This window comes from Pseudomonas sp. B21-048, from assembly GCF_024748615.1.
Classification (GTDB): domain Bacteria; phylum Pseudomonadota; class Gammaproteobacteria; order Pseudomonadales; family Pseudomonadaceae; genus Aquipseudomonas.
The window spans coordinates 1,226,738-1,238,765 of record NZ_CP087168.1 but is presented as its reverse complement, the minus strand read 5'-3'; the positions used below and the strand labels follow the sequence as shown (position 1 = coordinate 1,238,765).

9 protein-coding genes are annotated in these 12,028 nt (G+C 58.3%); 1 reads left to right on the top strand and 8 read right to left on the bottom strand.

Annotated features, from left to right (window positions below; genetic code table 11):
• Window positions 1–578: 578 nt before the first annotated feature.
• From LOY56_RS05575 to LOY56_RS05565, 3 genes are all read right to left on the bottom strand, one after another.
• Window positions 579–902, bottom strand: a complete 324-nt coding sequence (locus tag LOY56_RS05575) for a hypothetical protein (protein WP_258620413.1) — start codon at window positions 900–902, stop codon at window positions 579–581.
• 626 nt (window positions 903–1,528) lie between these two features.
• Entirely contained in the window at window positions 1,529–3,103 is a 1,575-nt protein-coding gene (locus LOY56_RS05570; protein ID WP_258620412.1) for a recombinase family protein, read from the bottom strand.
• A gap of 91 nt (window positions 3,104–3,194) precedes the next feature.
• Window positions 3,195–3,659: a glycine zipper 2TM domain-containing protein gene (locus LOY56_RS05565; protein WP_123719780.1), complete on the bottom strand. Its 465-nt coding sequence runs from the start codon at window positions 3,657–3,659 to the stop codon at window positions 3,195–3,197.
• A 169-nt stretch (window positions 3,660–3,828) separates the two neighbouring features.
• Here LOY56_RS05565 and LOY56_RS05560 point away from each other — a divergent pair, with 169 nt between their 5' ends.
• The gene (locus LOY56_RS05560; protein ID WP_258620411.1) at window positions 3,829–4,065 is read left to right on the top strand and encodes a hypothetical protein; all 237 of its coding nucleotides are present in this window, start codon (window positions 3,829–3,831) and stop codon (window positions 4,063–4,065) included.
• 5 nt (window positions 4,066–4,070) lie between these two features.
• Here the strand turns inward: LOY56_RS05560 and pdxH are convergent, their stop codons facing one another.
• The 5 genes from pdxH to dinG all read right to left on the bottom strand — a co-directional run bounded on the left by pdxH (window position 4,071) and on the right by dinG (window position 11,995).
• Window positions 4,071–4,718: a pyridoxamine 5'-phosphate oxidase gene (gene pdxH, locus LOY56_RS05555; protein ID WP_258620410.1), complete on the bottom strand. Its 648-nt coding sequence runs from the start codon at window positions 4,716–4,718 to the stop codon at window positions 4,071–4,073.
• 24 nt (window positions 4,719–4,742) lie between these two features.
• Window positions 4,743–5,840: an OmpA family protein gene (locus tag LOY56_RS05550; RefSeq protein WP_258620409.1), complete on the bottom strand. Its 1,098-nt coding sequence runs from the start codon at window positions 5,838–5,840 to the stop codon at window positions 4,743–4,745.
• A 112-nt stretch (window positions 5,841–5,952) separates the two neighbouring features.
• Window positions 5,953–7,098: a serine hydrolase domain-containing protein gene (locus tag LOY56_RS05545; protein WP_258620408.1), complete on the bottom strand. Its 1,146-nt coding sequence runs from the start codon at window positions 7,096–7,098 to the stop codon at window positions 5,953–5,955.
• A gap of 226 nt (window positions 7,099–7,324) precedes the next feature.
• A complete protein-coding gene (locus LOY56_RS05540; protein ID WP_258620407.1) occupies window positions 7,325–9,754 on the bottom strand; it encodes a beta-galactosidase in 2,430 nt (809 codons plus the stop codon).
• Between the two features lie 96 nt (window positions 9,755–9,850).
• Window positions 9,851–11,995 carry an ATP-dependent DNA helicase DinG gene (gene dinG, locus LOY56_RS05535; RefSeq protein WP_258620405.1) on the bottom strand — a complete coding sequence of 715 codons (2,145 nt, stop codon included), beginning with the start codon at window positions 11,993–11,995 and terminating at the stop codon, window positions 9,851–9,853.
• Window positions 11,996–12,028 lie beyond the last annotated feature (33 nt).

Here is a 12,028-nt window from a genome sequence, read left to right as displayed (position 1 = left end):
ATTTTGTTGAGGGTGTGCTTTGCCTGATTCCGGTAATTACTCCCCCGTATCCACTGACTGAAACCCATGTAAAAACACCCAGCCTGTAGGGTAGTTAGGGGTAGGCTTTTTTACATGGATTTAGACCAGTAAATAGTGGCTCTAGCTTCGAGCCTGTAACAGTTCAAAAAACGCAGGGCTCACGTTTGCTAGCTCTCCGGCGTCTACCAGTGTACCGTTTCTGGACTTCAGCCTGGCCCGCTTATCGTATTTGGCCAAAATGGCTTCGGATACTCGTATTGCTCGATACTTTGTGCTCGGTCCCGGCTGAGTGCTTGAGGCGATCACCTTGACGATCAGGTTTGATTCTTTATCTATTATGATGTAGTTCGACATTTTTATATTTCCCCTATGTTGTTTTTGGTTGGCGTTCACCTCTAAGTATTGGTTGTGCCGTTGGCGTTATTGCCGGGGTAAGAAGAATCACGCCCAGCGGAATGCTCGCTAGGCTGATCTGCGTTCTAAGGTTTTAATACTTCAAACGTGCCTGTACGACTCAATAACTATAACTAAAGCCGATAAGCTTTTTCTGGGAATTGCTAGCGGTCAGCCAGTTGTTCCAAGGCGTCGTATGCCAGAGCATAAAGAGCTCGGATAACGGCATCTGAGCGTTCTGGCGTGACTTGATCAGGATGGCTCTTTAACACGACCATATGTTGGCGGATGAAAGCCAGCTCATTTTCCATCTCGGAGATGGAAGGGCGCTCATCTGAGTAGTGATAATCTTGGGCGGAGCGAAGCTCCAATGAGCCACTTTGAATGAGGAGATTATCGGCGATATCGTGATCGCCATCAGCACGGAAATGGTCGATCAGTTCAGCGGTGGTATTCACTTCAGGTGTAGCGACATTAAATACTTGCATGTTATTTCTCCTTGCTCAGTTCGTAAGTAGGCGTTACCTCTCGGGTTGTGCCTGATTGGTTTGGTAAATCTGAGGCATAAAAAAACCGACTCAAGGTCGGCATCGTCGTCATCGTTCTATCTTCAAAGAAGTAGTGAACTCTGTTAGCGTCGGTGCTTGGCCTCTTTTTTGAGTTGGATCATTTGTGGCTGATTCATCATTAGTCTCTCGGTGTTGCTTTGACCGTCAGTGGTGGTTAGCCAATATATAGACAGCACAATACCGATCATCTGGCACTGTATGGGTGCGGGACGTGTTCGGCATGTTTGTCTGATGTGGTCATTCTACGCAGTTTGACACTTTCTGTCAAGGACTAGTTGACGCTGGGTGATAACTCTGAAACGCACTGTGGCATCTAAGCACTCCCATCCCACACACCTCCAATAGCTTCAATAAGCACAAAACCGGTTTCCAGCGAGGGAGAACGCCTCCTGCTTAGTCCAGACAGCCATGTAACCCCGTAAACACTGGACAGAGCGAAAGTTGGCACGTGGAACAAGACGAAACTGAAGTAGGTTTTGCTGGGGTTTATCGAGAGTTTCCGACGTCGGTTACACGACGTCAGATGCCCAATCTTTCCCAGCTTCTCAGTCACACTCGTCAACAAACTCGGTGCCATTCCAGCGTAGGTGCTGAGTGATTGGAGTTGCTTCAAAGTCCGCTATAGCGGCAGCCACTCGCTTGGAATTTGGCATATCAAGGTGATGTTCAGTGTGATTGTTCTCAGTCACCCTGTACGTCTCCGTGGAGCGCTGTGAACCCACATACTCGTATACCTGACGATCACCCTCGGTCTGAAGATGTGGCTCGTCTACGGTGATTGTGGTGCCGTCACATACGATGACGTAACCCACTCCTTGTAGCAGAGCGTTCAACCGCATCTGATCGTCATCCAGCAAAGTATGTTGTAGATCGATCATGGCATCCACGGTCACTGGTGCCGGTGAAACCTTGAGCAACGCCCTCTCCTGTTCAAGCTGTTGGACTTGCTCCGTTAGCCTGTCGAGGACTGTGGTAATCGCAGGAACCATTCCATACTTTGCCAACCCTTCCGCAGCGTTATCCGACTGACGACGTAGCTCGCTCAACTCACCTTCGATCTCAATCAACCGCTTCTCGCCTGACGTGAGGTTCCGACTCTGAGCTGCACGCTGCATAGCTCCATACATTGTCTGACTACGGACAAAATCGAGTACGTGCATAGGTATCGAACTTCCATTTGAACACCCCTCAGCACCCTGACGATGGCGTCGATAACAACGCATGACAGCAGGAGAGCGTTTCGTGTCCACGACACAGTAATTGGTGCCACACCGCCCGCATCGAACCAAGCCAGACAGCAGATATTTGGAAGGAGCGGATCGCGGTACATACCCTTCCTCCAAACGCTTTTGTACTCGGTACCAAAGTTCTTTACTGACGACAGGTGGGTAGACATCCTCGATGTCGTTCCAACGTCCAATCGCGGTTGGATTCCGCAACCAACGCTTCAACGTCGTCGGATTTGTAGCTTCAACAGATGGGTGCTTTCCACGAATGCGGGAGAGGATTCGACGCTCGCCAAGTCCGTCTGCGTAGTCCTCGAACACCTGGACAATGATCGGTGCAAGACCTTCGACAAGTTTGCCTTCGGAAGTGAGCCAGATTGGTGTGTGACGTTTGACGCCATCACCCGCAGCAGCTTTTTCCCTTTTTCGGGTGTATGCGTCCTTGATCCTTCGACTCAACGCATCACTGTACTGGTGTGCCTGCTGCACCTTGGCGACTAGGAGAAAAAGGTTGTTCGAATTGTTGGGGTCGTTGCTGTACGTGATTCCATCGTCCAGCGTGATCAACTTTACTCCCGCGTTCACAATACCTGTAAGCAGGTGGAGCATCACTGAAGGTTCGAGTCTCCCTGCCCTGTCGATGGCTTCGATCAGAACAACATCAGTGGATTTAATAACACCACTTTCGACAGCAGCGAGAAGCTTGCCGAATCCATTTTCGAGATGCTTGCCGGAGTAACCACTGATGCCAAGGTCTTGGAAACTTGCGCCACTCAGATCGTATTCGGGATGAGACAGCAACCACTTGGCGACGTACTCTTGCTGGCGCGTGAGGCTATCGCCATGAGCCTGTTCTGCACTGCTAAAACGAATATACGAAAATGCAACAGGCATGAAAAACCCCGACTGGGTGGACGAAACTAGCGATCATAACATCGCCGACTTCTTCCACCTGATCGGGGTTTTCTTTTACCCGTATTCCCGCTTAGTGCGTAACGCGGCTAGTCCCATCAACAGTAGCAATCCGCACACGCTCACCAACACGGAACACTTCGTTTTCCTGAACCTGTTGTACGTAGGCACGCATGCTGCCATCGTCTTCGCGCACGGTGATTTCAACACCTTGAGTGCGCGTCAGGCCTTCTTCGGCAGCCGAACCCACCAGACCGCCGGCGACAGCGCCGATGACTGCTGCGACGATGCTGCCGCGACCGCCGCCGATGGCGCTACCGCCGACACCGCCCACGACTGCACCGGCGGCGCTGCCGATCGGGGTTTTGGTGCCTTCGATTTTCACCGGACGCAGGGCTTCGATGGTACCCATGCGAATCGTCTGCACGCGACGCGCTTCGTCACGGGAGTAGGAGTCACCGGTCAAGCTCGATTGGCAGCCAGTGAGCAACATCGCCATCGTGGAAAAGGAAGCAACCAGCAGAACAGACTTACGCATAGCATCAAACTCCATAGGACAGGTATCCATTAAACTCCGCAGCTTGACGCCTGTCACGGCATTGCCCGGATAAAATTGGTTTCATTCAGGCCCGATACAGGCGCTTTTTCGAACTCAGCACACAGTAGCGTCAAATTACAAAATCTGCGCCGCTGACCCAAGGATTTTCATGGATTACTTCATCATTGTCGTCACGACCGTCGCCGGCTTGTACTTCCATTGGTGGTTGTACGTGCGGATCAAACGCTGGATGGACCGTGATCTGGCGTTGTCACTGGCGGGTAAAGACGATCAGAAAAGAGCCTTCATGCTTCAGCAACTGACGAACGCTCAAGCGCAGAAGATCAAGCGGCGGGACCTGCCTCAGTGGCTTGAGGCCGCAGCGGCAGGGTATCCCGATCGGTAGATTGTTTACGGCGCCAGGCGTTCACGAACCCAGTCGGTGCCTTGCAAGCGGTAGTTGAGGCGATCGTGCAGACGGCTCGGACGGCCCTGCCAGAATTCGATGCGCTCGGGTAGCAAGCGATAACCGCCCCAGTGCTCGGGGCAGTGAGGCTGGGTGTCGCTGAAACGTTGCTCGGTGTTCTTGAGCAGCGCTTCCAGTTCGGCGCGATCGGCGATCACCCGGCTCTGGGGCGAGGCCCAGGCACCGAGACGGCTGCCCAGAGGACGAACCTGATAATAAGCGTCGGACTCTTCAGGCGTGACCTTCACCACCCGCCCTTCGATGCGCACCTGGCGCTCCAGGGCTGGCCAGAAGAACGTCATGGCCGCAAATGGATTGGCGGCCAGTTGCTGACCCTTGTCGCTTTCGTAATTGGTGAAGAAGGTGAAACCCTGCTCATCCAGGCCCTTGAGCAGCAGGATGCGGCAATGCGGCCGACCGTCCTGATCGACGGTGGCCAGCGTCATGGCATTCGCCTCCACCGGCACCTGCTCGGTTTTCACCGCATCGGCAAACCACTGATGGAACAGCGCGAACGGCTCGGCCGGGGCTTGCGCCTCGGTCAAGCCATCTCGAGTGTAGTCGCGACGCATATCTGCCAAGGGCCGGGTCATGGCGCATTCCTTTTGGTTAACGAATCACTTCTTTGTGTCATCGGCGACAGCGACTTTCTTGGTGTCGGCAGCAGCTTTGGCCGGCGCAGTCTTTTTCACCACTGCTTTTTTGGCTGGAGCCTTGGCGGCCGCTTTCTTGGCCGGTGCCTTTTTCGTCGCCGGCACAGCCGCTTTCTTCGCAGCAGGTGCCGGGGTCACAGGCTTGGCCACTGGCTTGATGTCTTGCGCAGCGACCATAGTTTTCATCGGTGCAGGAGCCGGCATGTTGTACTTGCTCAGCAACGCGACCATGGTGTTTGCCGGTGTCACCAACAGCTCGACGCGACGGTTCAAGGCACGACCTTCGGAACTGTCGTTGGCGGCACGCGGAGCCTCACCACCCATGCCGCGCAGCATCAGGCGATCACGCTGCAGACCGCTGAGACGGAAGATAGCCGCCACTGCCTGGGCGCGCTCCTGGCTCAGCTTCACGTTGGCCGGTGCGGCGCCCGACGTATCACTGTGACCGAGTACCAACACAGCGGTCTTTGGATCGACTTCGAGGATTTTCGCGACACGGGTGAACGGGCCGAGTGTTACCGGCAGTAGCATGGCCGGACGATCAGGGTTGAACGAGCCTTCTACCGGCGCCGTGACAACCAGCACGTTTTCACGGCGCTCGAGTTTCAGGTTGCTGTCCTTGATCGCCTCGCGCAGACGCGGTTCGTAGTCGTCGAGCCAGGCCTGGGTGACTTTCGGATCGGGCATCGGCACGGCTTTAGCGGTGCTCTGCTCCTTGCCGCCGAACGGCCACCACCAATTGCCACCGGCATCGGCTTCAGCCTTGGCCACAGCGACCGGTTTGGCTTCAGGTTTAACCTCAGGCTTCACGTCGGGCTTGGCGACCTTGCCGGCGCCATCATCGGAACCGAACGGCCAGTACCAAGGGGATGCACTGTCAGCCTTGGCAACAGGGGCTGTTGCAGCAGGTTTCAGCGGGGCCGGGGCCGGCTCTTTGGTCGCAACCTTGTCGGAAGAGCCGAACGGCCACCAGCTGCCGCCGTCTGCATCATTTTGTGGGGTTTGTGCGCAACCGGTGATAGCGAAGCACAGGGCCAGGGCGAGAGTTTTATTGGATGACATTGGATATCCACAAAATGAAGTAATGAAGAATCAGACCGGGTTAGCCCGGATAAACAGCGCTTTGAAACCACAAAGGCTTTCGGGTTCCGGCCCTGGCCCCCTTAAGCGTGATTTACAGACAAGTGGCCAGTACTCGCACAAGCTGTTGCGCTCGTGGATCCATCAAGACGTACGGCCCCAGGGTATTTGTCACAAAGCCGAAGGCCACATCGTATTCTGGGTCAGCAAAACCGATGGAGCCGCCGGCGCCGGGGTGACCGAACGCCCGTGGGCCGAGGCCGTAGGTGGCGTTGGGTACGTCCGGTTGATCGAGCATGCAACCCAGGCCGAAGCGGGTCCGGGTCAATAAAGTCTTGTCTTCGCCGATGCTGTGTTCGCGGGTCAGCTCGTCGAGCATTTCGCTTTCCAGCAAGCTGCCGTCGAGCAGACCGGCGTAGAACCCGGCCAGGCTGCGGGCATTGCCATGACCATTGGCGGCCGGTTGCTGCATGCGCCGCCATTCCGGTTTGTTGGTACTGGTCATTATAGACGGCGGGTTGGTGAAGGCCCGGGTGCTCATGGCCGTCGGTTCGCGCATGGTCACTTGCAGCAAGCGCTGGGCCGCGGCATCGCCGAGGTTGCCCTTGCCACGGGCAATGTGCGCTACGCGATGGAACTCTTTGTCGGCGAGGCCGACGTGGAAGTCCAGCCCCAAAGGCTTCGCGACCCGCGCCACGATGGATTCGCCCGGCCCACGACCGTCGATGCGACGCAGTAACTCACCGACCAGCCAGCCATAGGTGATCGCCGCATAACCGTGACCTTCACCCGGCGTCCACCATGGCGCTTCGGCGGCCAGGGCATCGACCATGGTCTGCCAGTCGTAAAGTGCTTCAGGGGCCAGCAACTCGCGCAGCGCAGGCAGGCCGGCCTGATGGCAGAGCAAGTGGCGCAGGGTCACGGTTTCTTTGCCAGCGGCAGCGAACTCGGGCCAGTAGCGGGCGACCGGAGCATCCAGTTGCAGTTTGCCTTCTGCCACCAGTTGCAGCGCGGTCACGGCGGTGAAGGTCTTGGTGCAGGAAAACAGGTTGGCAATGGTGTCGCTGTGCCAGGCTTCGGTGCCGTCCTTGTCAGCGGTACCGCCCCAGAGGTCGAGAACGGTTTCCCCGCCAATGCGGATGCACAACGCCGCGCCACGCTCCTGAGGATCGTCGAACAGCGCCGCAAAAGCTTCGCGCACCGCTTCGAACTTAAGCTCGTAATGACCCTGAATCTGCACCCAAAACTCTCCCGGATAAACGCTCTACAAAGTGGCCCGCATTCTTCCAGCCCTTGAGGGTTTTGGGAACAGGGTCGGGCCGGGCGGTGTACCCGCCCATAGAATTAATCAGAAACCCATGTGGCGAGGGAGCTTGCTCCCGTTGGGCTGCGGCAGCGGCCCCAAAAAAGGGACTGCTACGCAGTCCAACGGGAGCAAGCTCCCTCGCCACAGGGGATATCAGTGCTTAATGACCATTGCCCGAATGCCCACCCGCATGACCAGCGCCTTGCCCCGCACTTTTGCCGACATCGCCTTGCTTGCCACCTTCGTGACTGTCGGCTTTTTCCGCCTCGGCCGCAGCCTTCTCGGCCTCTTTACCGAGTTGATCGACAGTCTGCACATTGCTTTTGCGCACGCTGTCCACGAAACCCTGGAACGGCAGGTCAGTAATGCCCACCAGACCGAAGTGCCCGTTCTCGCCATCCAGTAGGCGACCCGTCACCGGTTGATCGAGGTACTGGAACCAATGCACCCCGACAATCGATGGTTCGCTCATTGCCTGTTTGAGGAAGTTGGCGTAGGCCGGGCTGCGGTCTTCTTCTTTCGCCAGTTGTGTTACGCCGCCCCAGAACGGGCCTCGATCCGCCGAGCCGAAGTTGAACTCCGTGATCAGCACCGGTTTGTCCAGGCTGCGCAGTTTGGCAAAGTCGTAACCGTCCTGAGGTTGCAGGGTGTACATATTGAAGCTCAGCACATCGCAGTATTGCGCGCAGGATTCGACGGCTTCAGGGGTGCTGACGGCAAAGCGGCCGCCCAGTAACAACTGGTTCGGCGCATGCCATTTGAGCGAATCGGAGACGGTTTTGAAGTAGGTGTCGGCGAACACTTTCTGGAAGTATTTGAAGTCGGCTTCGATTTCCGGGTATTCGGCGCTCGGCTGCGGCGGCACGAAGCCCGGGTCTTCCATCAATTCCCAAGCCGGCAGATCAATGCCCCAGGCTTTGGAAAGGCCCGCCTGGTTGCGGTACTTATCACGCAGCTGTTTGAGGAAGGCACGTTTGGCCGGCACATCGGTGGTCATTTTCAAGGTGCCGTAGGCCAGCGCGTAACGGGCCTTCGGGTCATCGCCTGGACCGGCCCAGGCCAGTTCATTGTCGGCGAAGTAACCGATCAACCACGGATCGTCGCGATGGTCGCGGGCGGCGATGGCCACGGCGCGTTCGGTGGCCATGGCGAAACGCGGATCGAACGGGTCGGGCATGCCGCCCCACCAATCGGTGCCGGTGCTGATGCTGGCGTAATCGCCGACGATCGACAGCGGCAAGGTGTACGGCACTCGGTCAGTGTTGCCCAACACCGGTGCGCTCCAATTGCCAATGGTATTGAAACCCCAGGCTTGCAGGCGATCGAGGGTATGACTGGCCCAGCGTTGTTCATCGAAAACCACTTTGCAGGGTTCGGCGGTCGTTTGCTCGGCCGCTTTTTCGACTGACGCTTCAACGGCGCCGGCCTTGGCCGCTTCGGCGACACCGGCCTTGGTGTCGCTGCCCGGCACGCAAGGCTCGCCATAAAGACGCTGCAGGTTGGCGCCATAGAAATCGTACCAGCGACCGGCGTTGTAGGCTCGGCCCTGATCGGCGCCATTGCCGCCACGGTTGTCGCCTTCGCCATAATAGCTGGCAAGGGGCTCGTCGGGTTTGGGCAGGGACTCGAACATCCACTCGCGACCGGCGACGTAGGTCTGATTGACGCTCGGAGTTACGCTGTTGACGCCAAGGGAATAGAACGGATGCCCTTCCGGCGTCACCAGGTACCAGCGGCCATCACGCTTTTCAGTACGGAAAAAGCCGCTGGCCTTGAAGGCCGGACCTTTGGTCCAGCCGCCGAATTTGTCCAGCGAGGTTTTCTCGCGCTCAGCCAGCCAGGTTTTCAGTTGTTGCTGTTCTTTGGCCGCCGCGGATTTCAGTTGCTCGTCGCTGCTGACCTTCTCCGGCCACTTGGCCCGGGTCGATTGGCCGTAGGCGTCCACCAGACCGCCATAAGCGGCTTTGGTGACAGCCTCGCCGTCCTGCACGCCGAAGCGTTCCAGCAGGATGCTTTGGGCGACTTTCGGCTGATCCATCGACAAGGTCACCGACACCACCTGGCTGCGATCCAGCTCACCGGCGCTGCTGGCCAGCAATACACGCTGGCCTTCGAAGTTGATCGGCATCGGCGGGCCGGCTTTCATGCCCTGGCTCAAAGGTGAACTTGGCTGCAGTGGCACCAGCAGGGTTTGCGCAGGGCCGGCCGGCAGATCGACACGGCTGACCAGGGTCTTGCCGTCATTGCTCTGGATTTTCACGTACAGGGTCACGGCCCAGTTCATCGCGCTCTGGATCCGCAGGCTCATGACGCCCGACTGCGACCAGTCCCAGGCACCGGTTTGCGGCGTCAGGCGCAAGGTTGGCTGGGCGACCGGGTTGAAGGTCACACGGCGCAGCACTTCGCCTTCGGCCGTTTGCTCCGCGTTGGACTGCGGCAGGCTGGCGTCCTGGGTCGCCACCTGAACCACGTCGGCGGGACGCACAAAGTTGAACAGCGCTTGCTGGCCGGCAGGGGCCGCCAGCAAAGGGGCTGCGAACATCAAGGCAAAAACGGCAGGTAACGACCGGCGCAGCGAACGGCGAATCATAAGAACGTGGATCTCCCAAGCGACCATCAATGGGCCAGTGGAAAAGCGGTGGCAGTGAGGTAGACAACGCGGTGGGCCTATTTGCCCACCGGTGCATCAGGAAATTTCACGACGGAATGGCGGCAATGCATTGAGAATAGCTTTGCCGTAGCGTTGCGTGACCAGACGACGGTCGAGCAAGGTGATGGTGCCGCGGTCTTCTTCGGTCCGCAGCAAGCGACCGCAGGCCTGGACCAGCTTCAGCGAGGCGTCGGGCACGGAGATTTCCATGAACGGATTGCCGCCGCGAGCCTCGATCCATTCCGCCAGCGCCGCTTCGACCGGATCGTCGGGCACCGAGAACGGAATCTTGGCGATCACCACGTGCTCGCAGTACGCACCGGGCAAATCCACGCCTTCGGCGAAACTCGCCAGGCCGAACAGCACGCTCGAATCCCCGCCATCAACCCGCGCCTTGTGCTTGTTCAGGGTTTCCTGTTTCGACAGGTTGCCTTGAATGAACACTTGCTTGCGCCAGTCGCGGTCCAGACCGTCGAACACGTCCTGCATCTGCTTGCGTGAAGAGAACAGCACCAGGGTGCCTCGTGAACCTTCTACCAGTTGCGGCAAGTCGCGGATGATTGCCGCCGTGTGAGCCGGCGCATCACGCGGATCGGCTTTCAGGTCCGGCACCCGCAGCACGCCGGCGTCGGCGTGATGGAACGGGCTAGGCACCACCGCGGTCACAGCTGCTTTGGGCAGGCCGGCGCGCATGCGGAAGCGGTCGAAAGTGCCGAGAGCGGTCAGGGTCGCCGATGTCACCAGCGCCCCGTAAGCCACGTTCCACAAATTGCGCCGGAGCATGTCCGCCGCGAGGATCGGGCTGGCATTGACCTCGATGTCGAACAGCGAACCGCTTTCAGCCAGGGTCAGCCAACGGGCCATGGGCGGGTTGTCTTCCGGGTCTTCGACGGTGAAGGCGGTCCACAACTCCCAATTGCCCGAAGAACGTGACAACAGACTGCCAAACAGCGGATACCACTCTTCGGCCTGGTTGCTGGCGATGCCGATATTGACCTCGCCGTCCATGCCTTCCTTGAGCAGTTCGGTGAGCCGGGTGAACAGGTCGGTCAGGCGAGCAAAGCCCTTCTTCAGCTCGATGCCCATTTCACGCATGTGCTCGGGAATCACCCCGCCGACGAAACGGTGACGTGGCCGCTCGCGGCCTTCGACGTCTTCGCCGGGCTTGAAGTCGGCGGCTTGCTCGCAGGCGCTGAACATGAACTGCTGCTGGGTTTTGATCTCCCTGGCCAGCTCCGGCACCTGTTCGATCAACTTGCCCAGATCGCCCGGCAGGGGGTGCTGGGCCAGCAGTTTGGTGAGGTTCTTGGCGGTGGTTTCCAGCCAGTCGGCGGTGGAACGCAGACGCGTGTAATGAGCGAAGTGACCGATGGCCTTGTCCGGCAGGTGATGGCCTTCGTCGAACACGTAGATGGTGTCTCGCGGGTCCGGCAGAACCGCGCCGCCGCCCAAGGCCAGGTCGGCCAGGACCATGTCGTGGTTGGTGACGATCACGTCGACCTTGCCCATGCCTTCGCGAGCCTTGTAGAAGGCGCACTGGCCGAAGTTCGGGCAATGACGGTTGGTGCACTGGCTGTGATCGGTAGTCAGCCGCGCCCAGTCGGCGTCTTCCAGCGCCGTCGACCAACTGTCGCGGTCGCCGTCCCACTTATTGCCGGCGAGCTTCTCGATCATGCTGGTGAACAGTTTCTGGCTGGCCTCATCGACCTCGATCTTGAAGCCTTCTTCTTCGAAAAGCTGCGCGGTGGCAGTCTGCGCGTGACCTTCCTGGAGCAACATGTCGAGCTTGGACAGGCACATGTAGCGCCCGCGCCCCTTGGCCAGGGCGAAGCTGAAATTCAGCCCGCTGTTGCGCATCAGGTCGGGCAAATCCTTGTAGACGATCTGCTCTTGCAGGGCCACGGTGGCCGTCGCAATCACCAGACGCTTGCCGGCGGCCTTCGCGGTCGGGATGGCCGCCAGACTGTAGGCCACGGTTTTGCCGGTACCGGTGCCGGCTTCCACCGCGACAATCGCGGGATCGCCACTGCGCCGGCCTTCGTCGTCGGTGTCGATATCCCCGAGGACCTTGGCAATTTCGGCAATCATCAGGCGTTGACCGTAGCGCGGCTTGAGGCTCTTGGCTTCAAGAAAACGCGAATAGGCGCCCTGGATCGTGGTTTTGAGTTCGGTGCTGATCATGGATTGTCGGGCGCAAAAAAGGCTGGATAAATT

What these genes read in the sequence shown, in the direction of transcription:
- LOY56_RS05565 (WP_123719780.1), bottom strand. Translation starts at nt 3,659, where the DNA reads ATGCGTAAGTCTGTTCTGCTGGTTGCTTCCTTTTCCACGATGGCGATG.
- LOY56_RS05540 (WP_258620407.1), bottom strand. Translation starts at nt 9,754, where the DNA reads ATGATTCGCCGTTCGCTGCGCCGGTCGTTACCTGCCGTTTTTGCCTTG.
- LOY56_RS05560 (WP_258620411.1), top strand. Translation starts at nt 3,829, where the DNA reads ATGGATTACTTCATCATTGTCGTCACGACCGTCGCCGGCTTGTACTTC.
- LOY56_RS05550 (WP_258620409.1), bottom strand. Translation starts at nt 5,840, where the DNA reads ATGTCATCCAATAAAACTCTCGCCCTGGCCCTGTGCTTCGCTATCACC.
- LOY56_RS05575 (WP_258620413.1), bottom strand. Translation starts at nt 902, where the DNA reads ATGCAAGTATTTAATGTCGCTACACCTGAAGTGAATACCACCGCTGAA.
- dinG (WP_258620405.1), bottom strand. Translation starts at nt 11,995, where the DNA reads ATGATCAGCACCGAACTCAAAACCACGATCCAGGGCGCCTATTCGCGT.
- LOY56_RS05570 (WP_258620412.1), bottom strand. Translation starts at nt 3,103, where the DNA reads ATGCCTGTTGCATTTTCGTATATTCGTTTTAGCAGTGCAGAACAGGCT.
- pdxH (WP_258620410.1), bottom strand. Translation starts at nt 4,718, where the DNA reads ATGACCCGGCCCTTGGCAGATATGCGTCGCGACTACACTCGAGATGGC.